The 25,033-nt window shown below is 70.9% G+C and carries 22 protein-coding genes; 4 read left to right on the top strand and 18 right to left on the bottom strand.

The window, feature by feature from the left end:
* Positions 1-6: 6 nt before the first annotated feature.
* The 11 genes from murD to ACWA15_RS07635 form a co-directional block, all read right to left on the bottom strand.
* Positions 7-1,494, bottom strand: coding sequence for a UDP-N-acetylmuramoyl-L-alanine--D-glutamate ligase (murD, locus tag ACWA15_RS07685; protein WP_464058974.1), 1,488 nt, complete (start codon positions 1,492-1,494; stop codon positions 7-9).
* Complete coding sequence (gene mraY, locus ACWA15_RS07680; RefSeq protein WP_464058972.1) at positions 1,479-2,555, bottom strand: phospho-N-acetylmuramoyl-pentapeptide-transferase; 1,077 nt, start codon at positions 2,553-2,555, stop codon at positions 1,479-1,481. The genes murD and mraY overlap by 16 nt, the downstream gene beginning before the upstream one ends.
* On the bottom strand, positions 2,552-3,949 hold the full coding sequence (locus tag ACWA15_RS07675; protein ID WP_464058970.1) for a UDP-N-acetylmuramoyl-tripeptide--D-alanyl-D-alanine ligase: 1,398 nt from the start codon (positions 3,947-3,949) through the stop codon (positions 2,552-2,554). Before ACWA15_RS07675 ends, mraY begins: the two co-directional genes overlap by 4 nt.
* Positions 3,946-5,604, bottom strand: a complete 1,659-nt coding sequence (locus tag ACWA15_RS07670) for a UDP-N-acetylmuramoyl-L-alanyl-D-glutamate--2,6-diaminopimelate ligase (protein WP_464058968.1) — start codon at positions 5,602-5,604, stop codon at positions 3,946-3,948. The genes ACWA15_RS07675 and ACWA15_RS07670 overlap by 4 nt, the downstream gene beginning before the upstream one ends.
* Before the next feature lie 76 nt (positions 5,605-5,680).
* Complete coding sequence (locus tag ACWA15_RS07665; protein ID WP_464058967.1) at positions 5,681-7,384, bottom strand: peptidoglycan D,D-transpeptidase FtsI family protein; 1,704 nt, start codon at positions 7,382-7,384, stop codon at positions 5,681-5,683.
* A gap of 548 nt (positions 7,385-7,932) precedes the next feature.
* A complete protein-coding gene (gene ftsL / locus ACWA15_RS07660; RefSeq protein WP_464058966.1) occupies positions 7,933-8,358 on the bottom strand; it encodes a cell division protein FtsL in 426 nt (141 codons plus the stop codon).
* Between the two features lie 2 nt (positions 8,359-8,360).
* Entirely contained in the window at positions 8,361-9,380 is a 1,020-nt protein-coding gene (gene rsmH / locus ACWA15_RS07655; protein ID WP_464058965.1) for a 16S rRNA (cytosine(1402)-N(4))-methyltransferase RsmH, read from the bottom strand.
* Between the two features lie 156 nt (positions 9,381-9,536).
* The gene (gene mraZ, locus ACWA15_RS07650; protein WP_464059445.1) at positions 9,537-9,971 is read right to left on the bottom strand and encodes a division/cell wall cluster transcriptional repressor MraZ; all 435 of its coding nucleotides are present in this window, start codon (positions 9,969-9,971) and stop codon (positions 9,537-9,539) included.
* Positions 9,972-10,522: 551 nt separating this feature from the next.
* The gene (locus ACWA15_RS07645) at positions 10,523-10,918 is read right to left on the bottom strand and encodes a DUF3040 domain-containing protein (protein WP_464059444.1); all 396 of its coding nucleotides are present in this window, start codon (positions 10,916-10,918) and stop codon (positions 10,523-10,525) included.
* 79 nt (positions 10,919-10,997) lie between these two features.
* Complete coding sequence (gene dinB, locus ACWA15_RS07640) at positions 10,998-12,257, bottom strand: DNA polymerase IV (protein ID WP_464058964.1); 1,260 nt, start codon at positions 12,255-12,257, stop codon at positions 10,998-11,000.
* Positions 12,254-12,757 carry an SAV_6107 family HEPN domain-containing protein gene (locus ACWA15_RS07635; protein WP_464058963.1) on the bottom strand — a complete coding sequence of 168 codons (504 nt, stop codon included), beginning with the start codon at positions 12,755-12,757 and terminating at the stop codon, positions 12,254-12,256. Before ACWA15_RS07635 ends, dinB begins: the two co-directional genes overlap by 4 nt.
* A 78-nt stretch (positions 12,758-12,835) precedes the next feature.
* Here ACWA15_RS07635 and ACWA15_RS07630 point away from each other — a divergent pair, with 78 nt between their 5' ends.
* Positions 12,836-13,810 carry a spermidine synthase gene (locus tag ACWA15_RS07630; RefSeq protein WP_464058961.1) on the top strand — a complete coding sequence of 325 codons (975 nt, stop codon included), beginning with the start codon at positions 12,836-12,838 and terminating at the stop codon, positions 13,808-13,810.
* Between the two features lie 62 nt (positions 13,811-13,872).
* Here ACWA15_RS07630 and ACWA15_RS07625 read toward each other — a convergent pair whose 3' ends face one another.
* From ACWA15_RS07625 to ACWA15_RS07610, 4 genes are all read right to left on the bottom strand, one after another.
* Positions 13,873-14,826: a PAC2 family protein gene (locus tag ACWA15_RS07625; RefSeq protein WP_464058959.1), complete on the bottom strand. Its 954-nt coding sequence runs from the start codon at positions 14,824-14,826 to the stop codon at positions 13,873-13,875.
* Between the two features lie 128 nt (positions 14,827-14,954).
* Positions 14,955-15,425, bottom strand: coding sequence for a response regulator (locus ACWA15_RS07620; protein ID WP_464058958.1), 471 nt, complete (start codon positions 15,423-15,425; stop codon positions 14,955-14,957).
* A 72-nt stretch (positions 15,426-15,497) separates the two neighbouring features.
* Positions 15,498-17,129 carry a sensor histidine kinase gene (locus ACWA15_RS07615; RefSeq protein ID WP_464058957.1) on the bottom strand — a complete coding sequence of 544 codons (1,632 nt, stop codon included), beginning with the start codon at positions 17,127-17,129 and terminating at the stop codon, positions 15,498-15,500.
* Positions 17,126-18,382, bottom strand: coding sequence for a PP2C family protein-serine/threonine phosphatase (locus tag ACWA15_RS07610; protein WP_464058956.1), 1,257 nt, complete (start codon positions 18,380-18,382; stop codon positions 17,126-17,128). The genes ACWA15_RS07615 and ACWA15_RS07610 overlap by 4 nt, the downstream gene beginning before the upstream one ends.
* A 174-nt stretch (positions 18,383-18,556) precedes the next feature.
* Here ACWA15_RS07610 and ACWA15_RS07605 point away from each other — a divergent pair, with 174 nt between their 5' ends.
* The gene (locus ACWA15_RS07605) at positions 18,557-20,791 is read left to right on the top strand and encodes a HelD family protein (RefSeq protein WP_464058954.1); all 2,235 of its coding nucleotides are present in this window, start codon (positions 18,557-18,559) and stop codon (positions 20,789-20,791) included.
* Between the two features lie 74 nt (positions 20,792-20,865).
* The gene (gene serA, locus ACWA15_RS07600) at positions 20,866-22,077 is read left to right on the top strand and encodes a phosphoglycerate dehydrogenase (RefSeq protein ID WP_464058952.1); all 1,212 of its coding nucleotides are present in this window, start codon (positions 20,866-20,868) and stop codon (positions 22,075-22,077) included.
* 110 nt (positions 22,078-22,187) lie between these two features.
* Here the strand turns inward: serA and ACWA15_RS07595 are convergent, their stop codons facing one another.
* Positions 22,188-22,376, bottom strand: coding sequence for a DUF5302 domain-containing protein (locus ACWA15_RS07595; protein ID WP_464058951.1), 189 nt, complete (start codon positions 22,374-22,376; stop codon positions 22,188-22,190).
* A 144-nt stretch (positions 22,377-22,520) separates the two neighbouring features.
* Between ACWA15_RS07595 and ACWA15_RS07590 the strand changes: the two genes are divergently transcribed.
* Entirely contained in the window at positions 22,521-23,561 is a 1,041-nt protein-coding gene (locus ACWA15_RS07590; protein ID WP_464058949.1) for an aldo/keto reductase, read from the top strand.
* 127 nt (positions 23,562-23,688) lie between these two features.
* Here ACWA15_RS07590 and nrdR read toward each other — a convergent pair whose 3' ends face one another.
* Complete coding sequence (gene nrdR, locus ACWA15_RS07585; protein WP_464058947.1) at positions 23,689-24,222, bottom strand: transcriptional regulator NrdR; 534 nt, start codon at positions 24,220-24,222, stop codon at positions 23,689-23,691.
* A gap of 118 nt (positions 24,223-24,340) precedes the next feature.
* Entirely contained in the window at positions 24,341-24,799 is a 459-nt protein-coding gene (locus tag ACWA15_RS07580; protein WP_464058946.1) for a hypothetical protein, read from the bottom strand.
* Positions 24,800-25,033: the final 234 nt, after the last annotated feature.

The following is a 25,033-nucleotide window of genomic DNA, read 5'->3' as shown; positions in this document are numbered from 1 at the left end:
GGCCACCTACCCGGCCGCCGCGGCGATCCCGCGTGCCGCGTGCGTGAAGGACTCCCCGCGCTCGGCGTAGGAGGCGAACTGGTCCATGGAGGCGCAGGCGGGCGCGAGCAGCACCGTGTCGCCCGGCTGGGCGAGCTCATGGGCCTGGCGGGCGGCGCGCTGCATCACCGTCCCAGTGTCACCAGGATCGACCTCGACGACGGGGATGTCGCCCGCGTGTCGGGCCAACGCCTCGCTCAGCTCGTAGTGGTCGACGCCGATGAGCACGACCGCGCGCAGCCGGTCCGCCCGAGCGACCACGAGGTCGTCGAAGGTGGCGCCCTTGGTCAGCCCGCCCGCGATCCAGACGACCGATCCCGGGGCGAAGGACGCCAGGGACGCCGAGGCGGCGTGGGCGTTGGTGGCCTTGGAGTCGTCGACGAAGGCCACCGGCAGCGCCGCCGCGGCGGTCCCAGGACTCTGTGCGGACACCGGCGCGGGGGCCAGCGCGACCGTCGCGATCCGGTGGTCACCGGGGGTGAAGGCACGCAGGCCGTCCCGCACGGCGGCGACGGAGACGCCGTAGCCGCGGGCCAGGGCGGCCGCGGCGAGGGCGTCGGCGACCACGTGGGCGGGCACGACGCCGTCGGGCCCGGCGAGGTGGGCGAGGTCGGCCACGGACGCGAGCTCGGCGGCGACGGTGTGCCGCGTGGGGTCGTCCGCGGCGGCGTGGAAGGCGCGGTCGACGAGGATGCCCTCGACGACCCCCAGCTGGGACCGGCCCGGCGCACCGAGGGTCACCCCGACCGCGCGCGCGCCCTCCACCACGTCCGCCTCGCGGACGAGGGTCTCGGTGAGCGGGTCCTCGACGTTGTACACGCAGGCGACCTGGGCGCGGGTGTAGACCTTGCCCTTGGCCGCGGCGTACTCGGCGAAGGTGCCGTGCCAGTCGAGGTGGTCGGGCGCGACGTTGAGCACCGCGGCCACCTGCGCGGACATCGACTCGGTGAAGTGCAGCTGGAAGCTCGACAGCTCGATCGCGAGGACCTCGATGTCGGGGTCGACGACGGCCTCCACGACCGGGCGGCCCACGTTGCCCACGGCGGCGGCCGCGCGACCGTCCGCGGCCAGGATCGAGGCCAGCATCTCCACGGTCGTGGTCTTGCCGTTGGTGCCGGTGAGGGCGAGCCACGGGGCGGGCGCGCCGGTCGTGGTCGTGGGTACACGCAGGTGCCAGGCGAGCTCGATCTCGCTCCACACCGCCACCCCGGCCTCCTGGGCCGCGACGACCACCGGGTGGGTCGGGCGCCAGCCCGGGGACACCACGACGACGTCGACGGTGGCCAGGTCGACGTCGTCGACGTCGTGGTGGTCGGCGTCGGGAGCGCCGGCGTCGAGGGTCCGGACGGCGCCGGCCCGGGTGGCGAGCACCCGCGCGACGGCGCGTCCGGTCACCCCCAGACCGGCCACGAGGACGGTGGCCCGTGCCAGGTCGACCACTAGCCGACGACCCATTCCGCGTAGAAGATGCCCAGCCCGAGGGCGACGAACAGCCCGGCGATGATCCAGAACCGGATGACGATCGTGACCTCGCCCCACCCGGAGAGCTCGAAGTGGTGATGCAGGGGCGCCATCTTGAACACGCGCTTGCCGGTCATCTTGAAGAAGCCGATCTGGATCACGTCAGAGAGCACGACGAGGACGAAGAGTCCGCCCAGGATGATCGCGAGGAGCTCGGTCCGGGTAAGGATCGACAGGCCGGCCAGCGCGCCACCGAGGGCGAGCGAGCCGGTGTCCCCCATGAAGATCTTCGCCGGTGAGGCGTTCCACCACAGGAAGCCGAAGAGCGCACCGGTGAGCGCGGCAGCCACGACCGCGAGGTCGAGCGGGTCACGCACCTCGTAGCACCGCGGACCCACGGCCCACTGGCAGTTCTGGTTGAACTGCCAGATCGAGACGATGACGTAGCCGCCGAAGACCATGAGGGAGACCCCGGTCGCCAGGCCGTCGAGGCCGTCGGTGAGGTTCACCGCGTTCGACCAGGCGGTGATGATGAGGTTCGCCCACAGCACGAAGAGGATCAGCCCGATCGTCACACCGGCGAAGGCCAGATCGATGTTCGTGTCCCGGATGAAGGAGATCTTCGTCGAGGCAGGCGTGCGGAAGTTGGCGTTGGGGAACTGCAGCGCGAGCACCGCGAAGCCGATCCCGACGATCCCCTGCCCGATGATCTTCCACCGGGCCGACAGGCCCAGGCTGCGCTGCTTGGAGATCTTGATGTAGTCGTCGAGGAACCCGACCAGACCGAGCCCGGTCATGAGGAAGACCACCAGGAGCGACGAGGCCGACGGCAGCCGGCCGCTCGCCACCAGGGACGCGGCCCACCCGATGAGCGTCGCGCCGATGATGACGACGCCACCCATGGTCGGCGTCCCGCGCTTGGTGAAGTGCGCGGTGGGTCCGTCCTGCCGGATGAACTGCCCGTAGTTGCGCTTGACCAGGAACTTGATGAACAGCGGGGTGCACAGCAGCGCGACGAGCAGCGAGACGCCCGCAGAGATGAGGACAGCGATCATGAGGCGACCACGCTCACGAGCTCGTCGCCCAGGCGCCACAGCCCGGCGCCGTTGGAGGACTTCACCAGGACGACGTCACCCTCGCGCAGCTCGCCGGCCAGGAAGGCGGCCGCCGCCTCGACGTCGGGGAGCTCGAGGACCTCCTCGCCCCAGGATCCCTCCTGGACGGCACCGTCGGCCAGACCGGAGGACCCGTCGCCGACGACGACGAGCAGCTTGATGTTGAGCCGCACGACGAGCAGACCGATCGCCTCGTGCTCGGCCCGTGACCCGGGTCCGAGCTCGAGCATGTCCCCGAGGACCGCGATCGAGCGGCGGTCCCGTCCGGCCATGACGGCGAGAGACTTGAGCGCGGCGCGCATCGAGTCGGGGTTGGCGTTGTAGGAGTCGTCGATGATCGTCACACCGTCAGCACGCTCGGTGACGGCCATCCGGTGCGGGCTGAGCGCCTGCGCACCACAGATCCGGGCGGCTGCGTCGGCCAGCGGCACGCCGAGCTCGACCGCGGCCGCCACCGCGGCCAGCGCGTTGGTCAGGTGGTGCTCCCCGAAGAGGTTGAGGGTGACGGGCTGCGTCTCCTCGCCCAGGTGCAGGACGGCGGAGACCCGCCCGGCCCGGTCGATGGAGATGTCGCGGGCTCGCAACGTGGCCTCGCGCACGGTCCCGAAGGTGACGACGGCGCCGGGGGCGATCTCTCGCATGGCCACGACTCGCGCGTCGTCGGCGTTGAGGACCGCCGTGCCGCCGGGAGCCAGCCCGGTGACGATCTCGGACTTGGCCCGGGCGACGTCCTCGATCTCGCCGAAGCCGCCGAGGTGGGCGGTGCCCACGGCCAGGACGATCGAGACGTCGGGAGGGGCGATGCCGGTGAGATAGGTGAGGTCGCCGGCGGCGGAGGCACCCATCTCGAGCACGAGGTACGTCGTGGACGGTCCTGCCTGCAGCACGGTCAGCGGGAGGCCGATCTCGTTGTTGAAGGACGCCTCGGGCAGGACGGTCTCGCCCGAGGGGCGCAGCACCTGGCCCAGCAGGTCCTTGGTCGTGGTCTTGCCGACGGATCCGGTCACCGCGACCACCCGCAGGTCGCCGCCCGCCCGGAGACGGCGCAGGTGCTCGGCCGCGAGGAGCCCGAGGGCGCGGGGGACGTCATCGACGACGACGGAGGGGACACCGTCGAGCTGCCGGCTCGCCAGGACCAGGGTCGCGCCCGCGGCGATCGCCGCGGCGGCGTGGTCGTGGCCGTCGGAGGTCTCCCCGACGAGTGCGACGAACAGGCTGCCCGCACCGGCCTGGCGTGAGTCGATCACCGTTGGACCGGCAACCCGGGTCCCGGGGTCGCCCGCGAGGGCGCCACCGGTGAGCTGCGCAACTTCCGCTGCGGTCAGATCGATCACTTGCTGAGCTCCTTCATGTCTGTCCGGCGCGCCGCAGCTGCGGCGCGCGCCTCGACGCGGTCGTCGAGTGGGTGGTCCACCCCGTTGATCTCCTGCCACACCTCGTGCCCGCGCCCGGCGACCAGGACGGTGTCCTCGTCGCGTGCGCGGTGGATCGCCTCGGCGATGGCGCGTGCTCGCGGGGCGATCTCGAGGACCTCCACCTGCCGCGAGCCGGCTGACCCACCCGTGGCCTCCGTGCCTTCCGCGCTCTCCGACCCTTGTGAGTCGGCCGCCGCCCGGGCTCCGGCAAGCACCTGCCGCCGGATCTGTGCGGCGTCCTCCCCGTGCGGATCGTCGTCGGTCACCACAACCACATCCGCGAGCCCGACGGCCACGGCTCCCATGATGGGGCGTTTCCCCGTGTCGCGCTCGCCGGTGGCGCCGAAGACGACGATGAGCTGACCCTCGGTGGTCGGTCGAAGGGCACCGATCGCCAGGCCAAGAGCATCGGGGTTGTGAGCGAAGTCCACGATCACCCGGGGTGTGCTGGCGACAGGCTCCATCCTGCCAGGAACGGCCGCGGCCACTCCCCCGATCGCGTCGAGCGCCGCTGTGAGGACCGCCACGTCGACGCCGCTCTCGAGGACCATGACGAGCGCGAGGGCGGCGTTGGCGACGTTGAAGGCGCCGGGCAGGGAGGTCGAGGTGGACAGGGTTCGGCCGTCCCGGTGGACGAGGGTGAAGGCCGAGCCGACAGGACCGGCCGTGACGTCGACCACCCTCCAGTCGGAGTCGCCCGGGTCGGTGTCGCCTGGGCCTGCGGTGCGCAGCGTCGCCACCGGCACCGTCGTGGTGTCGGCGAGGCGCTGACCCCAGGTCTCGTCGACGATCACGACGGCGCGGCGGGCGTGGGCCGGGGTGAAGAGCTCGGCCTTGGCCAGGAAGTACTCCTCGAGGTCCCCGTGGAAGTCGAGGTGGTCCTGGCTGAGGTTGGTGAAGCCGACCACGTCGAAGACGATCCCGTCGACGCGGTGCTGGACGAGGGCGTGCGAGGAGACCTCCATCGCAAGGGCGTCGACCCGGTCCTCACGCATCACCGCGAGCACCCCTTGCAGAGCGGCGGCGTCCGGGGTGGTCAGCCGGCTGGGCAGGACCCGGGCCCCGGACCGGGTCTCGACCGTGCCGATCAGCCCGACCGTGCGGCCCAGCCCGGACAGGACGTGGTCGATGAGGTAGGTCGTGGTGGTCTTGCCGTTCGTCCCGGTCACCCCGAAGGTGGCGAGGGTGTCGCTCGGGTGGTCGTAGAACCAGGTCGCGACCGCGCCGAGGGTCGAGCGGGGGTCGGCGTCGTCGGGCATGGTCAGGACGGGGACCGGGGGGCAGGTCCCGGCGGCGATCGCGGCACCGACGACGCCCTGGCCGTCGCGGTCGGTGAGCACGGCGACGGCGCCGGCGCGGACCGCCTGACCGGTGAAGCGGGCGCCGTGCGCGGCGGTGCCTCGCAGCGCGACGAAGAGGTCACCGGGGACGACGTCGGCGCTGCTCGCGGCCACCCCGGTGAGGGCGATCGCGGCACCGGCCGGGTCGGTCCCCAGGCCCAGGGTGTGTGCGAGGTCCCCCAGGGAACGGGCTCGTGGCGCACTCGGGCGCATGGGGGCCTGCACGGAAGTCATGGGTGCCAATCTATCGCGGGTGAGACCGGTCCCCAGGCGCGCTGTCGCCGACCGGGCGACTGCACGGGCCGGGAGGTCACCAGGTCGTGGGGAAGAGCTCTGGGGTCGTGCCGCTCGGCACCACGCCCAGCTTCTGCAGAGCGAACGCGGTGACCTCGGAGAAGACGGGGGCGGCGACCACGCCACCATAGATGGACACGGTGGGGTTCTCGATGAACACCCCCACCGCGATCCGCGGGTCGTCCGCGGGGGCGACCCCGATGAAGGACGAGAGGATGCCGTCCAGCGGCCCGGTGGGCCCGGGGATCTGAGCGGTACCGGTCTTGCCGGCGACCCGATAGCCGGCGATCTCCGCCCCCGCCCCGGTCCCTTCCAGGACGGCGGACTCGGTCATCTTCAGCACCTGGTCGGCAGTGCTCTCGGAGACCACCTGCACCCCTGCGGGCTGAGCCTTGGGGGTGAAGGTCCCGGCGGCGTCGGTCGTGCCGGCAACCAGGTGCGGGGCCATCCGGACACCGTTGTTGGCGATCGTCGCGAAGACGCTCGTCGCCTGGAGCGCGGTGACCGAGAACCCCTGGCCGAAGAGGACCGCGTACTTCGTGCTGCCGTCCCAGTCGTCGGCGTCGGCGAGCAGCCCGTTCTCCTCCCCGGCGAGCTCGACGCCGGTCTTGGAACCGAAGCCGAACTTCGTCAGGTAGTCGTGGCGGACCTGCTCGGGCAGCTTCTGCCCGACCATCACGGTGCCGGTGTTGGAGGACTCAGCGAGGATCCCGTTGAGCGTCCACTGCGTCTCGGGGTGGTCGTGGGAGTCCTTGAAGGTCTGGTTGTTCGCTGTCGTGTATCGGTCCGGGACGAGGAACTGGTCGGTCGGTGTGGCGAGGCCGGTCTCGATGAGCGCAGCCATCGTCACGATCTTCGCCGTCGACCCGGGATCGAAGATCGTCGAGATCGCCTTGCTGCCGCCGAAGCCGGTCGGGTTGTTCGGGTCGATCGAGCCCGCGTCGGCGAGAGCGTAGATCGCGCCGGTCTTGACGTCGGTGACGACGAGGTATCCCCCGGTCCCACCCATCGCGGCGATCTGCTCCTCCAGAGCGGCCATCGCCATCCACTGCAGGTCGCGGATCATCGTCAGCGACACGTCGTCCCCCGGCACAGCCTGGGTGCTGGACTGCTGGCCGGTCGGGATCACGTGCCCGGAGCGGCCGCCCTCGTAGGTGGTGCTGCCCGCGGTCCCGGACAGGATGTCGTTGAGGGAGTACTCGAGGCCGGACTGGCCGTTGCCGTCCTGGCCGGTGAAGCCGATGATGTTTCCACCGGTGGTCCCGGCCGGGTAGGAGCGCTCCGGCTGGGACTCGGCGAAGATGCCCGAGATCTTCAGCGCGCGGATGGCGTCCCACGTCTCCTGGGAGACGTCCATCTTGATGGTCTTGTGCTGGTTCTTCTCCCCGTTGAGCTGGGCAGCCAGCTCAGGGGCCGAGAGCTGGAGGATCGGGGCGAGCAGGCGCGCAGCCTCGGTCGGTCCGCCGGTGCGCACGCCGTCCACCGAGTGCTCCCAGTCCGCGATGAGCGGGAGATCGGCGAAGATGTTGTAGCGGTCGACCGAGGTGGCCAGGATGTTCCCGTCCAGGTCGGTGATCTGACCGCGGACCGCCGGGATGACGATCGTGCGGGTGCGCAGGTTCTGGGCGTCCGCGGCCAAGGCCGGGCCCAGGTACGCCTGGACGTAGATCAGGCGTCCGGTGAAGAGCACGAGGATGACCATCGCCGCGACGCTCAGCACCCGGATGCGCCCGACCGGGTCACCCGTACGGACCGGCTTGGGACCTCTGGGCGGTCGAGGCGGTCTGGTCGGGCGCCTCGACGTGACCGTGCCGCGGCCGCTGAGGCTGCGCAGCACGACCGGCGTCGCGGTGCGCCCCTTCCGGGGAGCCGGGGTCCCCGAGCGCGCCTGGGGCGAAGGGGTCCGCGCGGCGGGAGTGCGCGGAGCCGGCTTGCGCGGGGTCGAGGTGCGCGGCGCTGGGGTACGTGGTGTCGACGTGCGCGGGGCCTGCGCACGCGGGGTTGAGGTGCGTGAGGAGGCAGTCCTAGGCGAAGCGGCTCGCGGGGTGGAGGAACGCGCCGAGACGGTGCGGCTCGACCCGGCGGAAGCCTTCGCTGCGTTCGTGGTGGCCGGCTTGTCGGCGCCGGAGGCGGCGACGGGCCGGCCGGAGGACTCCGCGCCCGCGGGCTTGCGCGGGGACGCGGGTCGCGGCGTCGCGCCACGCCCCTTCCTGGTCGAGGCCGGCGTGCGTGCGGAATCGTCCCGGGTGCCCCCGGCGCGGGACGAGGTCACTGCGCAGCCTCCGGAGCGGCAGCACCACCGAAGATCGACTGGTCGGAGAGCCTGAGGATCCCCGGGTTCGCCACCTGGACCATGCCCAGGGCGGTCGCCTGTGCGGCGAGGGCCTGGGGTGAGGTCAGAGCGTCGAGGTCGGCCCGGTAGCGGTCGGTGAGCTGCGCCTGGACGGCAAGCTCACGCTTGATCCGCTGCGCCTCGTAGGAACCGTCGGCCATGGCGGTGTTGAGGACGAGGGTGCCTAGCAGCGCGGCTCCGAGGATCGCGATGCAGGTGAGCACGAAGGGGACGCGGCTGCGTGCGTGGACGGGCGCCTGGACCAGCCGCAGCCGGGGAACGGCCTCGCTCGGGCGGCTCGCCGGGACGGAGCTCTCGCGGGCAGGAATGACCCGTGCAGCACTGGTCTGTGCAGAACTCATGGTCAGCGCTCCGATCGACTCAACATGTGGGCGGGCGTGGGGCGAAGTCGCTGTGCAGCTCGGAGACGGACCGAGGCTGACCGCGGATTGCGTTCCAGCTCGACCGCATCGGCTTCCTCGGCTCCGCGGGTGAGCAGCGCGAGGTAGGGCTTGTGGGTCTCGGGCTCGACCGGGAGGTCGGGCGGTGCGCTCGAGGTCGCACCGCGGGCCAGCTCACGCTTGGTGAGCCGGTCTTCGAGCGAGTGATAGGACTCCACGACGATCCGGCCACCCACCGCCAGCGCCTCGACGGCTGCCGGGAGGGCACGCGCCAGGACCTCCAGCTCGCCGTTGACCTCGATGCGCAGGGCCTGGAAGGTGCGTTTGGCCGGGTTACCCTGACCCTTGCGGGTGGCAGCCGGGATGCAGGCTCGGACGAGATCGACGAGCGCGGCGGACCGCTCCCACGGCGTGTCCTGACGCCGGGCCACGATGGACCGGGCGATCTTGGCGGCGTAGCGCTCCTCGCCGTACTCGCGCAGGATCCGTGCGAGGTCGCGTTCGTCGTAGGTGTTGAGGACCTGCGCGGCAGTGAGCTCGGCCGTGGCGTCCATCCGCATGTCCAGGGGTGCGTCCTGGGCGTAGGAGAACCCGCGCTCAGACTCGTCGATCTGGAGGGATGAGACGCCGAGGTCCATCAGGACGCCCTGCACGGACGGGATGGCGAGCTCCGCGAGGACCTCACCGATCTCGTCGTAGACGGCGTGGACGCCGGTGAAGCGGTCGCCGAAGCGGGCCAGCCGGGCGCCTGCGAGCTCGAGCGCCTGGGGGTCCCGGTCGATGCCGATCGCGCGCACCTCGGGGAACCGTCGCAGGACCTCTTCGGTGTGACCACCCATCCCGAGGGTGCAGTCGACGAACACGGCTCCGGGAGCCTCGAGCGCGGGAGCCAGCAGGTCCACGCAGCGTTCGAGGAGGACAGGAACATGACGGTCTGCGGCGTCGCCAGACGGCTGTGAACCGTCCTGGTGTGCTGGCGTCATGCGTCGTCCTCCTCTTCTGCCGATGGTTGTGTCGTCGGGGACTGCCTGCTGACCGCTCACGCACGCCCGATCAGGTCTCCCTCCGCCGCTGTCTGACACCGGGGAAGTGCGTCAGACCGAGCGGGAGGAGGCCTCATCGTGCGTGCTGCATACCTGCTAGAACCGCAGGCTCGGAAGGACTTCTTCGGCGGTGTCGGCGTACCCGGCCTCTTGCTCTGCCAGGTATGCGTCCCACGACGACGCGTCCCAGATCTCGACGCGGGTGCCCGCCCCGATCACTGCAACATCTCTGCCGAGCCCCGCATACTCACGGAGATTGGCCGGGATGGAGATCCGTCCCTGCTTGTCGGGCATCTCGTCGCTGGCTCCCGAGAGGAAGACACGCAGGTAGTCGCGCGCCTGCTTGCTCGTCACGGGGGCCTGCCGGATCTGCTCGTACATGCGACGAAACTCGTCCATCGGCAACAAGAAGAGGCAGTGTTCCTGTCCCCGCGTCATGACCAGGCCCGGCGCTAGCTGGGCCCGGAACTTCGCGGGGAGGATCAGCCGACCCTTCTCGTCAAGACGAGGGGTGTACGTCCCTAGGAGCAGGCTGGGTGAGCCACCGAACAGTTCGCTCACGGGCCTCCCCTTCTGCTCCAAGTGGCTCCACCGTACTCCACTTCCCTCCACTCCTCTCGGGCGAACACAAAAACTTCACCCGGTGACCAATAAATCCGCAGGTCAAAGCGGTGGAGGAAGGTGGAGGGCTTCGAGCGTGCGGAGTGTCGCGCAGGCGCGTTCAGGGCTCACGGGAGGGCGGTCCAGCCCTGAAGGGCGCGCCGAAAGCCGGAATCGCGGCATTGTGGAGCGGACTCCCGAGCACCCACCACGACGGGGTGGAGGGAAGTGGGGCGGAGGGACGTGGGTGCTGGACGTGGGTCCAGAATGCGGGTGCTGGGAGTGGGTGCCAGACGTGGGCAGACGTGGGACCACGGGCACGCGAGACCACAGGCACGCGAGAGACCACGGGCCTACGACAGAGGGAGCCGGCTGCGTGGCAGCCAGCTCCCTCTGTCGTCAGGTGGGTCAGGTCAGGTCATGCTGGTCAGGTCGTGCTGGTCCATGCCGTGGCCCCGTGGCCACCAGGTCGCCCGAGGCGGTCATTCACCGCGGCGGCGGTCCCATCGCTCTTCGAGCCGACGCATGAAGGAACCACGGCTCTTCGGCCGCTGTGGTGCGGGACCTGACGTCGAGCCGGCCGATCCGTTGGACGAGCCCGCCTTCGACGGCTTGACCGTCCCGGACGCCGTCACCGTGCCCAGCGGACCCACCGTGCGTTTCTTCGGCGGAGTGAGCGCGTAGGTGACGGCCGCGAACATGATGACGAATCCGATGACCCCGACCCAGGGGACGGACTGCGCCGCACCCAGGACGAGGGCCAGCAGACCGACCACGAGGCCGATCCCCGCAACGACATATCGCACACCGGACCGCGATGTCGTCGAGGTCAATGTTGTTGCGAGCCGTGGGTCGTCAGACGTGAGCTCTCGCTCCATCTGTTCCAGAACACGCTGCTCGTATTCGGACAGAGGCATCGCTACCCCCGCACTCTTGTTGGGTGAGACCTTGTCAACATCAGGATAGTTCTACATGACGCAAGACGGTAGTCGGGCTCTCCCCTGAGGCCGCCGGACGGATCGCAGATCGTCCGAATCGCATCCGCACCTGGTCGATCGCCGCATCAGCGAGGCGCTGCTGCTCGGTCTTGCCTCCGACGGCGTCCTCGAGCGTGAGCTGCAGCACCGCGGTGGACCTGCGCTCCAGCCCTTCCCCGCGCACCCCGACCAGACGGACCGGCAGGCCTCGGAGATCGACAGACGACACGAGCTCGCGTGCCACGAGATAGATCTCGTGGCCGCTGTCCGACGGGGACACGAGGGACCGCGAGCGGGTCAACGTCCGGAAGTCGCTCGTGCGCACCTTGACACTGACCGTCCGTGCCAGGACCTCCTGCGCCCGGAGCCGGTGGGCGCAGCGGTCAGCCAGGTCGAGGAGCTTCGACTCCACGACCGACATGTCGTAGACGTCTGCGGCGAAGGTCGTCTCGGCGCCGACGCTCTGCTCGGTGCGGGTCGGCTCGACCGGACGAGCATCCCTCCCCCAGGCCAGGTCGTACAGGTGGGCGCCGGCAGCCGCACCCAGGATCTGGCGCAGCACCAGCGGATCGGTGTCGGCGAGCTCGGCCACCGTCGAGATCCCCCACCGCGCGAGGCTCTCCTCGGTCTTGGCACCGACACCCCAGAGGGCACCGACCGGGAGCGTCCGCAGGAACTGGACCGTCGCCTCCCTCGGGATGAGCATCATCCCGTCGGGCTTGGCATGGGTCGAGGCCAGCTTGGCCACGAACTTCGAGGACGCCACCCCGACCGAGCACGTGATCCCGAGCCTGGCCTGGACCCGCTCCCTGATCTGGCGGGCGATCGAGGTCGAGGACCCGAGCCGGCGCCGCGCGCCGCTGACGTCGAGGAAGGCCTCGTCGACGCTGATCGGCTCGACGAGGGTGGTGACCTCACGCAGGATCTCCATGAGCGCCTCCGAGGCCGCCCGGTAGGCGGCATGGTCCGGCGGGACGTAGACCGCCTGCGGGCACAGTCGCCGGGCCGCCGTGACCGGCATCGCCGATCGCACGCCGAAGGCACGGGCCTCGTAGGTGGCGGCCAGCACCACGGACCGCTCCGATCCGGCCACGATCACAGGAAGCCCACGCAGGTGCGGGCGCCGGGCCACCTCGACCGAGGCGAAGAAGGCGTCCATGTCGACGTGGAGGATCGAGCAGTCCGAGTCCTGGGTGCCCCAGGACCGGTAGGCGCCCTCAGCCCGCGGGCCGCGGCTCATGACGCCCACGCGGTCGTGGACCGCAGGTCGGCGAAGGGATCGATGCCGAGGCGCACGCAGACCACGTCCCGGAAGTCCTCAGCGGCGGCGACCCAGGTGCTGGCGAAGGTGTCGTCGACCGTGTCGGGACGGCCTGCGTCGATCGCCGCGCGGACCCGCGCGCCGGTGGTGAAGAATGCCGCCCAGGCGGCGCAGCCGGGCACCGCAGCCGTCAACCGATCCCAGGCGCTGCGCGGTCGACCGCGCGGCGGGCGTGCACCCTCCGCCTCCAGCAGCGCACCCGCGAGCCGGAGCGCGGCGAGGTGGGCGTGCAGGAACCGCTCGGCCGGATCGGTCGCGAGCTGGGCGGCGAGCAGCTCCGCGTCGCACCGCGCGACGAGCTCGACGGCGGCCCGGGCGACCGGCACGTGGCCCGCGACCGTGCTCGAGACGAGGTCGGTCACGTGCGCACCCACCCCGCTCGGTGAACCTGCCGCGGTCACTGCGTCTGCACGTTCCATCTCCCGCACCTCCTCCGTCCAGTATCGAACACCCGTTCGATACCTGTCAAGGGTTCGAGCTCCGTCTACCCTTGGCCCATGGCCCGCCGTGCTTCTCGCAACTCATCCTCCACCGGACCACTGACAAAGCGATCGGCACAGCCCGCGCTCCCCCTCGGCCCGGTCGAGACGGACTCCGGATCGGTCGAGCTCGTCCCCGACCGCGACGACCCTCGCGCGCTGACCGTCATGATCAACGGGGTCCCCAGCTCGTTCATCGACCTCGACGACCCGCGCAACGTCGGCTTCGAGTACATGGACATCATGTGCGCGGTCCTGGACCACACCCGGACCGGGCCCCTCGACGTCGTCCACCTCGGCGCAGCCGGGTGCGCGATGGCCCGATCCATCGACGCCACGCGACCGGGCTCGCGTCAGATCGGCGTCGACATCGATGCCCGGCTCCTCGAGCTCGCCCGAACCTGGTTCGACCTGCCACGCTCGCCCCGGCTGCGGCTGCGCGCCGGGGACGCGCGCGCCCAGCTCGCGACACTCGGTCCCGCGAGCGCCGACGTCGTCATCCGAGATGTCTTCGCCGGCGACACCACCCCCGGCCACCTGCTGACGGTCGAGTTCGTGGTCGACGTGCTCCGGGTGCTGCGCCCGGGAGGCATGTACCTCATCAACTGCGCCGACCGGCCCCCGCTCGACGGTGCGAGGTCGGAGGTCGCGACGCTGCGCGCGGCCCTGGAGGCGGCGTCGGACATGGTGGGCGGACCGGGGCAGCCCGAGGCCCGCGGGGGTGAGATCGGCATCATCTCCGAGCCGGCGCTGCTCAAGTCCCGCCGCTACGGCAACCTCGTGCTCGTGCTCGTCGCACCCTCGCACCCGGGACCGGGCACCGAACCTGGCACCAGGGCAGGCACCGACCTGGGCGACGGCACGCTCGGCACGGCAGCGCTCGGGCGCGCGCTGCGCACCCTGGCCGTCCCGGCCCAGCTCCTGCACACCGGCCCGGAGACGACGAAGTTCGCCGGTCAGGCGCGGGTGCTGCGCGACGTCGTGCAGCAGTGACCGCGCGGCGGTGACCGCGCGGCACGGACACCGACAGGTCACCGACGCCGACCGACCACCGTTCAGGCGCTCGATCCCTCCGGGCCCTGCTGGGCGAGGAAACGCTCGAACTCGGCGCCCAGCTCGTCGGCCGTCGGGAGCGGGGCGGAGTCGGCGAGCAGGTTCTGGCGCTCGGCCGACCGGGTGTAGGCGTCGTACTGCTCCTCCAGCCCTTGCACCACCTGGGCGATCTCGGGTGACTGCTCCACCTGGCGCACGACCTCTTCGCGGGCCTCCTGCGCGGCCTCGTCAAGACCGGTGACCCGCAGGTCGAGCCCGGTGACGCCCTCCACCTTGGTCAGCGCGACGATCGCGGCCGGCGGGTAGGAGGACTGGGCGAGGTAGTGCGGCACGTGGACCGCGTACCCGAGGGAGTCGTGCCCGTGCTCGCCGAGACGGTACTCGATGAGGTTGGCGACCGTCGCCGGGACGGTCACCCGGCCGAACCACGAGCTCGCGTTGGCGATGAGGCCGTCTCGCGACGCGTGCGGGGTGACGGACAGGGCCCGGGTGTGCGGGATGCCCATGGGGATGCCGTACATGCCGATGGTCATCGAGACGTCGAGCCGGTCGACGATCTCGAGCACCGCGGCGACGAAGCGCTCCCACTGCAGGTCGGGCTCGTTGCCGTGCAGGACGAGGAACGGGGCCCCCTCGGTGTCGTGGGCCACGTCGATCGCCAGGCTCGGGGCGTCGTATCCCGCCCAGGAGTTCGTGTCGAAGATCATCGTCGGCCGCTTGGAGCGGTAGTCGATGAGCTGGTCGACGTCGAAGGTCACCAGCCGGGTCGTCTTGCCCAGCTCCAGGAGGTGGTCGACGGCGATCGCCGAGACGCTCCCGGCGTCGACGAATCCGCGCAGCGCGTTGATCAGCACCGGCCCGGTCGCCGCGGTCTCGGCCGGCGTGGCCGAGGGACGCACACCCAACGAGGCCTCTGCCTCGCTGTCGATCTCATAGAGCCCACGGGGGTCGAGCACGATCCACCTCCAGTCCACAGTCGGTCAGTCGTTGACAAGAACGTCGTCGGGACCCGTTTTCTTCCCGGACGGGCCGCTGCGTCGGGCGGGCGGGTGGGCCTGAGCGAGGTTGTCTCAGTGAGGTTGCCTCAGTGAGCGGGCCTCGTGGTGTGCGGGCCTGGGCGGGCGGGCAGGCGGACGACCCTGACGAAGAAATCGTCGATCTGACGGACCACCTCGACGAAGCGGTCGAAGTCGACGGGCTTGGTGACGAAGGCGTTGGCGTGCAGCGCGTAGCTGGCGACCACGTCCTCCTCGGCCTCGGAGGTGGTCAGCACCACGACCGGGATCATGCGCAGCTCCGGGTCGGCCTTGACCTCGGCGAGCACCTCGCGGCCGTCCATCCGGGGCAGGTTGAGGTCGAGCAGGATGAGGTCCGGGGTGAGCGCTCCGGCGAATTCCCCTCGTTTGCGGAGGAAGTCCATCGCGCTGACGCCGTCGCCGACCACCGTGATCCGGTTGACGAGCGTGGTGTGCTCGAACGCCTCACGGGTCATGAGCACGTCCCCGGGATCGTCCTCGACCAGCAGGACCTCGACCACGGTCGTCGCGTCGGGCATGGATCCTCCTCGCGCGCCGCGACCAGGGACGGCCGGGAGCTGTGGTCGAGTGCCGGGATGACAGGCGTGAGGCTACGGTACGCGAGCGGAGTCCGGAATGGTCCATCTCACGCTCGTGCCGCGGACGGGAACCGCTCCAGCCTCGGCGGCGCCGGCGACGGACACGGGGGCGTCGACCCAGATCTCACCGCCGTGATGCTCGACGATCTTCTTGCACAGCGCCAACCCGATCCCGGTGCCGTCGTAGACGTCCCGGGCGTGCAGCCGCTGGAAGATCACGAACACCCGGTCGACGTACTGGGCGTCGATGCCGATGCCGTTGTCGGTGCACCACAGCTCCCATCCCGTGGCGGCAGGCCGGGCACCGATGCTGATCCGCGGGTCGCGCCCGGGGTCGCGGAACTTCAGCGCGTTGCCCACGAGGTTCTGGAAGAGCTGGACGAGCAGGGTCGGCTGCCCGACGACGGTGGGCAGCTCTCCCACCTCCACCACCGCACCCTCCGCGGTGATCGTCGCGTCGAAGGTCGCGACGGCGGTGCGGGCCACCTCGACGAGGTCCACCGGTCGTGGCGCGTCCAGGGAGCGCCCGACCCGGGAGAAGCCCAGCAGGTCCTGGATGAGGCTCTGCATGCGCTTGGCGCCGTCGACGGCGAAGTCGATGTACTGGTCGGCCCGCTCGTCGAGCTCACCGCTGTACCGCTTCTGCAGCAGCTGGGTGAAGCTGGCCACCTTGCGCAACGGCTCCTGCAGGTCGTGCGAGGCGACGTAGGCGAACTGCTCGAGGTCGCGGTTGGAGCGGCGCAGCTCCTCGGCCTGCTCGGTGAGGTGGCGGTGGGCCTCGGCGATCTCCTGCTCGGACTCCTTCGCGGCGGCCATCCGGTCCACGAGCTCGACCCGCATGGAGTCCACCGCATGGGCGAGAGAGGCGATCTCGCCCGGAGCGCGGGTGCGCACCTCCTGGGTGAGCGCACCCTCGCTCACCGCCTCGGCCTTGGCGGCGAGGTCGGCCAGGGGTTCCAGGATCCGACGACGCAGGGTGGACCACACGCCCAGGCCCACCGCGAGCGCGGCGACGGTGAGCAGGACGACCGTCATGAAGAGGTTGCGGGTCCAGCGGGTGAGCTGCTCGGCCGCGTCCTCTCGCGCCTGCCCAAGCTCGGCGGCCATCTGGTCCGCCTGCTGCTGGGTCTGGGCGAAGAGCACCTCCCCGACCTCGACGAGTTCGGGCGGCGCGGCGCCGGCCCCGGAGCCGGCGACGGCGGCGATCGCCGGTTCGGCGAAGGTCGTGCGCCACTCCACCACCCGATCGGTGAGGGCCCCGAACGAGACCGCGAGCGGGGCGTCCGCGCCGAGATGGTCCACGAGGGCGGCGTGCACGTCGGCCGCGGACCGGTCGGGTGCAGTGTCGAAGGACATGAGCGCCGGGCCGTACCCGGTGGCCAGGTACGTGTCGACAGCGGGCCCGCCGTCGCGCAGCCACGTGCGCAGGCTCTCGCTGTACGCGATCGCCTCGACGTAGGTGTGCGTCACCCGGGTCTGCAGCGTCATCACCTGGACCAGGGAGACGACCGCCCCCGAGACGATGAGCAGGAGGACCGCGCCGGCCGCCACGAGCGTGACCCCCAGCTGCTGGCGCAGCGTCGAGACCGGCTCGTGCGAGTCCGGCTCCCCCGGAGACGTCTCCGGGGGCGAGGCTGCAGTCAACGCCACTCCTCGGCGTCGGCCAGGATCGCCGACCGCTGGCCGACTCCGGCGTCCCCGTGGCCGGGCCAGCCCAGGATGAGCACCGCGGCGTCGTCGACCAGCCGACCTCCGTGCAGCTCCCGGACCCGGCGCAGGATCCGCTCCACGAGCCCCTCGGTGCCGTCCAGGAACTCCGAGCTGACCGCCGCGAGCAGTCCCGCGATGCCGATCCTCGTCCGTGGGACGGGTGCCCCGGACGCCGTGCGGCCCGCGGTGACCGACGCCGGGTCCAGGACGGTCGCCTCGAGCAGGCCGTCGGTGTAGAGCATGAGCCACCACGTGTCCTCGAACTCCAGGCGCTGGGCCCCCCACGCCGACTCGACGGGTATCCCCAGCGCACGCCCCCGCGACGTCGGAGCGATCACCGTCGACGCCACCCCGACCAGGATCGGGGCGTGGTGCCCGGCGAGGTAGAGGTCCGCCGTCCGCCGGTCTGCGGAGATGACCACCTGGCACAGCGTGGTGAAGGTCTCCGGTCGGGTCCGCTCGTTGACCATGACGCGCTCGACCAGCGGGAGGATCTGGTCGTCGCTCGTCCCGGCGAGGACGAGGGTGCGCCACGCGGTGCGCAGCGTCGTCCCGAGCGCAGCCTCGCACGGGCCGTGACCGGCCACGTCGCCGATGATGGCCGCCACGGTGCCGTCCGGGCGCTCCACGACGTCGTAGAAGTCGCCTCCGAGCAGCCCGTCCCCACCGGGCAGGTACCCGACGAGGACCGCGAGGTGAGGGTCGACGAGGGCGGGGGTCGGCAGGAGCGCGCGCTCCAGGCGCGCCATCTCCCGCTCCCGGACGCCGTTGCGGAAGATCATCCGTTCCTGGTCGTCGGAGAGACGACGCTGGACGGCGTAGCGGACCGCCCGGATGAGCAGGTCAGGGCCCACCTCGTGCTTGATGAGATAGTCCTGCGCCCCGGCGGCCACGGCCTCGATCCCCAGGTCTGATCCGGTCATCCCGGTGAAGACGATGAGGGCGGGCGGGACGAGCGAGGCCTGGATGCGGTGCACGCCCGAGATCCCCGTCGAGTCGGGAAGACCGAGGTCGAGGAGGATGCAGTCGACATCGAGCATCCGCAACGCCTCGTCGACCGACCGCGCCCGACTGAGCACGACCGGGGCCCCGCTGTCCTCGAGCAGCGCCTCGACCAGCAGCGCGTCGCCGTCGTCGTCCTCGACGATGAGGATCCTGACCGGATCATCCCGATTGGCACTGCTCACGCGGACCCCCTCAGCGATGCTTCCCGTGGTGCGTCCCCCGATGGTAAACGGTTCTTCCCGCCGCGCGAGTCCGCGGGATAGGTCCAGGCCGCGCGATCAGGGATACTGGACGGTCGTGAACGTGGAGTGTCACGTTCCGTGCCGGCAGGAACGCCGGTATCTGGGAGGAGAAGCGTGGCCGATCAGTCCGACGAGATCCAGGTGGAACAGCAGACGCTGGACGTGCTCTATGCGCGGTTGGACGAGCTCCGTGCGGCGACCCGGGCACGGCTGTCCGCGGTGCGTCGCGGCGGGCCGTCGGGATCGCCCCAGAACCGCAGCGAGCGCGACGCGTTCGCGACTCTCTACGAGGACCGGGCGGCGCTGCTGGAGGCCGTCGAGGACCGGTTGTGCTTCGGCCGGCTCGACTTCGACGACCAGGTGACCCGGTACATCGGCCGGATCGGGCTCACCGACGACCAGCACACCTCCATCCTCACCGACTGGCGGGCCCCGGCGGCCCAGTCGTTCTACCGCGCGACCGCAGCCCACCGCGACGGCGTCTTCCGTCGTCGGCACCTGGTGACCACGGGACGTGCGGTGACGGGGCTCGAGGACGAGATCCTCGACCTCAACCTGCCCGGCAGCCACGTGAGCGAGCTCAACCTCTCCGGCGAGGGGGCGCTGCTCGCCGCCCTCGCCGCGGGGCGGACCGGGCGGATGGGCGACATCGTCGCGACCATCCAGTCCGAGCAGGACACGATCATCCGCTCCGACCTGCAGGGGGCCCTCGTCGTCCAGGGCGGCCCGGGGACCGGAAAGACCGCCGTCGCGCTGCACCGCGCCGCCTACCTGCTCTACGCCCACCGCCGGCTGCTCGAGCGGTCCGGGGTGCTGCTCATCGGACCGAGCCAGTCCTTCCTGCGCTACATCGACCAGGTGCTGCCCTCCCTGGGTGAGACCGGGGTGGTCTCCACGACGATCGCGGACCTCATCCCCGGGATCTCGGCCCGCGCGACCGAGTCGCCGGCCGTGGCCGAGATCAAGGGGCGCGCCGTCTTCGGCTCGATCATCCGGCGCGCCGTCACCGCCCGGCAGCGGGTCCCCGCGCAGGACGTCCACCTGCGGGTGGACGGCCACGACATCGTCATCCGGGGCCGCGACGTCCGCGACGCGATCGCCAAGGCCCGGCGCAACCACAAGCCGCACAACCAGGCCCGGGTGACCTTCGTCCGGGAGATGCTCTCGCGGCTGGCGCAGCAGTACATCGACCAGATGACCTTCTCGATCGAGCGGGACGAGCGCGCCGAGGTGATCGAGGAGCTGCGCACCACCCGCGAGATCCGGATCGCGCTCAACCTCGCGTGGATGCCGCTCACCGCCGAGAAGCTCGTGGAGGACCTGTTCGCCAAGCCGCACCGCCTCGCGCAGGTCGCCCACGAGCTGACGGTGGCCGAGCGCGCCGCCCTGGTCCGGCCTGCCGGGTCGCCCTGGACCGAGGCCGACGTGCCGCTGCTGGACGAGGCTGCCGAGCTCCTCGGGGAGGACGACCAGGTCGCCAAGGCTCAGGCGCGCCAGGACGCCGAGCAGCGCGCGCACACCCTCGACTACGCCCGGCAGGTGCTGGAGAACTCCGACAGCGGCGGCGGCCTCGTCAACGCGGACATGCTCGCCGACCGGTTCGCGACCGGCGCCGGCTTCCTCACCACGGCCGAGCGCGCCGAGAAGGACCGCGCCTGGACGTACGCCCACCTCGTGGTCGACGAGGCCCAGGAACTCTCGGCGATGGCCTGGCGGGCGCTCATCCGCCGGTGCCCCTCACGGTCCATGACGATCGTGGGCGACGTCGCCCAGACGTCCTCCCCGGCCGGAGCCCGGTCCTGGTCGGCGATGCTCAGCCCGCTGCTGCGCGACACGTGGCGGATGTCGGAGCTGACCGTCAACTACCGCACCCCCGAGACCGTGGCGACGGCGGCCCGCACCATGGCGCTGGCGGCGCACCTGCCCGTCTCACCGCTCACCTCGGCACGCGAGATCCCCGGCGCGCTGCAGATCCATCCGGCCGCGGTCGCAGACCTGCGCGCGCTCACCCTCGACCTGGCCCTGACCACGGTGGCCGAGGTGCGCACCGGCGGCGCCGGTCAGGTGGCCGTCGTGGTCCCGGCCGCGCAGATCGAGTCGGTCCGCGCCGGGCTCCTCGCGCTGGCCCGGGACCGTGGCGAGGACCCTGCCGCTCTCGCCGACCACGTCGTCGTGCTCAGCCCCGCCCAGGTCAAGGGTCTCGAGTTCGACGCCGTGGTCCTGGAGGAGCCGGCGGACATCTTCACCGGACCGGGTGGGGCGTCCGACCTGTACGTGGCGATGACCCGTCCCACGAGGTTCCTGCACGTGACCCACGCGCGGCCGTTGCCGCCGGGAATGGGCGGCTGACACGCTCGCCGGCCCCTGCGTCCACGAGACAAGATCATTTTGTCTTTCCCGTGGGCAGAGAGCACTATGACCATGTGCTGAAGGCCCTCCTCCTCGAAAACGTCCACCCACTCACCATCGAGATTCTCGCCGCCCACGGGATCGAGGTTGAGACCCGTCCTGGTGCGCTGGACGAGAACGAGCTGATCGACGCCCTCCAGGGCGTCCACATCCTCGGTATCCGGTCCAAGACCCAGGTGACCGCGAAGGTCATCGAGGCCAGCGGGGACCTGCTGACCATCGGTGCCTTCTGCATCGGGACCAACCAGATCGACCTCAAGACCGCCGCGAACCACGGGGTCGCCGTGTTCAACGCACCCTTCTCCAACACGCGATCCGTCGTGGAGATCGCGCTCGCCGAGATCATCTCCCTCACCCGCCGCATGACCGAACGTGACAAGGCGCTGCACGCCGGTGTGTGGGACAAGTCGGCCGAAGGGTCGCACGAGGTCCGCGGCCGCACCCTGGGGATCATCGGCTACGGCAACATCGGCACCCAGCTGTCCGTCCTCGCCGAGAACCTCGGCATGTCGGTCGTGTTCTACGACACCGCGGAGAAGCTCTCCCTGGGCAACGCCCGCCGCCTGGGCTCGCTCGAGGAGCTCCTCGCCGTCTCCGACATCGTCACCCTGCACGTCGACGGGCGCAGCGGCAACGCGGGCCTGTTCGGCGCGGACCAGTTCGCGCAGATGAAGGCCGGTGCGATCTTCCTCAACCTCTCCCGCGGCTTCGTCGTGGACACCCACGCCCTGCGTGAGGGGATCCTCTCCGGGCACCTGGCCGGGGCGGCGATCGACGTGTTCCCCTCCGAGCCGAAGAAGCGCGGGGACGCGTTCGAGTCCGAGCTGCGCGGGCTCCCCAACGTCATCCTCACCCCGCACATCGGGGGCTCGACCCTCGAGGCGCAGGAGTCGATCGGCGTGTTCGTCGCCAACAAGATCAAGGACTACGTGCGCACCGGCACGACGACGCTCAGCGTCAACGTGCCCAACCTCGCCCTGGAGAACACCACGGGTGTGGCCCGGGTGGCTCACCTGCACCGCAACACCCCGGGCGTGCTCGCCGCGGTCAACAAGACGCTGGCCGAGCACGGCGCGAACATCGAGGGCCAGCTGCTGGCCACCCGCGGGGAGATCGGTTACGTCGTCACCGACGTCGGATCAGTCCTGGAGTCCGCTGTGGTCGACGCGCTGCGCGCGATGGACCAGACCATCAAGCTCCGCGTGCTCACCGAGACGAAGCGCTGACACCTCGCACCCACAGACGCCGACAGGCCCCGCCCCACGAGGGGCGGGGCCTGTCGGCGTCTGTGCACGCACCGCTCGGGCGGTGCACGCTCATCGCGAGGCGGGGACGATCACCCGGACTTGCGGCGGAAGACCCGCTTCGTCTTCCCGGCCGTCTCGGAGCCGTGGACGGTCCCGGTGTTCGAGGACCCTTCGGCACTGCGGTGCTGACCGGCGTTCTTGCGGTCGAGCGCTTCCTTGAACTTGGCCTTGGTGTCGTCGCTGACCGTCGCGTCCTGCTGTGAACTGTCCTGCGTCATAGCACCGGACCTCCTTGTCTAGATGTCTGCTGCGTACCTGATGCACCTGCAAGACTTCCCTACTTCACCGGCGCCCGCCAGCGAATACTCTCGTCGGGCGCCGCCTGAGGCAGAACACCAGTATCGCAGCGGTAGCGTGGAACCATGACCTCCCCGCCCGAGAGCACACCCGGTTCCCACCAGCGCAGGCTCGGCGGCTCCGGCCTCACCGTCCCGGCGATCAGCCTGGGCCTGTGGCAGAACTTCGGCGAGCAGGCCACGGCGCAGTCCCAGCGGGAGCTCCTCCTGCACGCCGTCGACGCGGGAGTCGTGCACATCGACCTCGCCAACAACTACGGCCCGCCTCCCGGCGCCGCCGAGGCCAGCTTCGGGCGGGTCCTGGCCCGGGACCTCGCAGGCCGCCGGGACGAGCTGCTCATCTCGACCAAGGCCGGGTACCGGATGTGGCCCGGCGCCTACGGCGAGGGCGGTTCCCGCAAGCACCTGCTGTCCAGCCTGGACCAGTCCCTCGACCGGCTCGGCCTGGACCACGTGGACATCTTCTACAGCCACCGCTACGACCCCAGCACGCCGCTCGAGGAGACGATGGGCGCGCTCGCCGCAGCCGTGGCCTCAGGACGGGCGCGGTACGCAGGCATCTCCTCCTATTCCGCCCGTCGCACCCGTGAGGCACTGGCGGCGGCGGCCACGGTGGGTGTGACGCTCAGCGTCCACCAACCCTCCTACTCCCTCCTCAACCGGTGGATCGAGGACGCCGACGCCAGCGGGGAGTCCGTGCTCGACGTCGCCGCCGACGCCGGCCTCGGGGTGCTCGCCTTCTCCCCGCTCGCCCAGGGCATGCTCACGAACAAGTACCTCGCCGGGATCCCGGACGACTCCCGGGCCGCGCGCGGCGGGTCGCTGCCCGCGTCCTATCTCAGCGCCCGCAACCGGGCGACGGTCGCCGCGCTGGCCGAGATCGCCGGTGACCGCGGGCAGAGCCTCGCCCAGCTGGCGCTGTCCTGGTGCCTGCGGGACTCACGGGTCTCGGGCGTGCTCGTGGGAGCCCGCACGACCGCCCAGCTCGACGAGAACCTCGCCGCGCTCACCCGGCTCGATTTCACCGCCGACGAGCTCGCCGCGATCGAGACCACCAGCGTCGACGGCGACATCAACCTCTGGGCTCCCCGCTCCAGCGCGCTCTGAGCCCTGCTGGCTCTCCGCACGACAGTTCTGCGCACGGAAAGTCTGCGCACGGCGGGTCTGCGCACGGCGGATCTGCGCACAGCAAGGTCTGCGCACAGAAGGTCTGCGCGCGTCGAACCGGGACCTGCTAGGTCCGTGCCCCGGGGTGCGCGGGCGGCTCTCCCGAGGCGGCGCCGGACGGGTGCGGATCACGCGTCCCAGGCTCCTCGCCCTCCGCGTGCTCGGCACGCAGCAGGTTGATAGCCGCCTCGAAGTCCTCGAGCGAGTCGAAGCCCTGGTAGACGCTGGCGAAGCGCAGGTAGGCGACCTCGTCGAGCTCGCGCAGCGGACCGAGGATGGTCAGCCCGATCTCGTACGCGTCCAGCTCGGCCATGCCGGTCGCCCGCACGCTCTCCTCGACCCGCTGGGCCAGCAGCGCGAGGTCGTCCTCGCTGACGGGGCGCCCCTGGCAGGCCTTGCGGACACCGTTGACGACCTTCTCGCGGCTGAACGGCTCGGTCACACCGGACCGCTTGACCACGGACAGGCTTGCCGTCTCCAGGGTCGTGAACCGGCGGTTGCAGCTGGGGCACTGGCGACGACGCCGGATCGAGGCGCCGTCGTCCGACGTCCGGGAGTCGACGACGCGAGAGTCCGAGTGGCGACAGAACGGGCAGTGCACACGGACCTCCGGAGCAACATCGTGGTGGACGCGTCCCCCGAGCCGGAGGACACCAGCAAGAATACGCGCCGCTCCGTCACGGGGCAGACATCGGGCCACCGCACATCACGAGGACCGCTCAGTCACGGACGGGCAGCATGATCTGCTCGCCGGCCCACAGCGTCGCCGACGCCCGGCCGTTGACCTCGACGATGAGGTCGACCACGTCCCGGAGGTCTTCCCCGGGGAGGGCCAGCTCTTCGGCGATCCCCCACAGGTTGTCCCCCGCGGCCACGGTGTACGGAATCACCTCCGGGGCCACGTCCGGCGTGCTCGCCAGCGCTCCCCCGCCCATCACGGCCATCGAGACGGCCACCACGAGCGCCGTCGCCCACAGCACCCATCGACCGCGCCGGGTGAGCTCAAGATCGGACAACGAACCCTCGATCGAGGCGCTGGCCAGCCGTCGGGCGCGAGCGTCCGCCCGCGCCCGGGCCGCCGCCTGGCGTCGGTCCGCACGCGCAGGGGTGGTCGCGCGCTCCGGGACGGCGGCGCGCTCAGGAACAACAACCAGCTCGGGAACAAGGACCAGTGCCATATCCACTCCATCTCTCCAGCGCGCACGACCAGCTGCGCATCTCCGTGAGCTCCTGCCGGCCCGTGCCGACGCCCCGCACTCTTCGTTCGTACATCTGTTCGTAGTACAACTGTACGAACATTTCCGAGATTGGCAAGGGGCAATCCCGACACGCTCGAACAACTGTTTGAGACTTGTCCACTATCGGCCTAGACTTGAGCACGTTCGCGAGACGACTCGACCACGAGCAGACCA

The sequence above is a fragment of the Sanguibacter sp. TS_SC_8 genome (genome assembly GCF_055361235.1).
The sequence above is the reverse complement of the archived record's forward strand: the minus strand, read 5'-3'. Positions and strand labels throughout refer to the sequence as shown.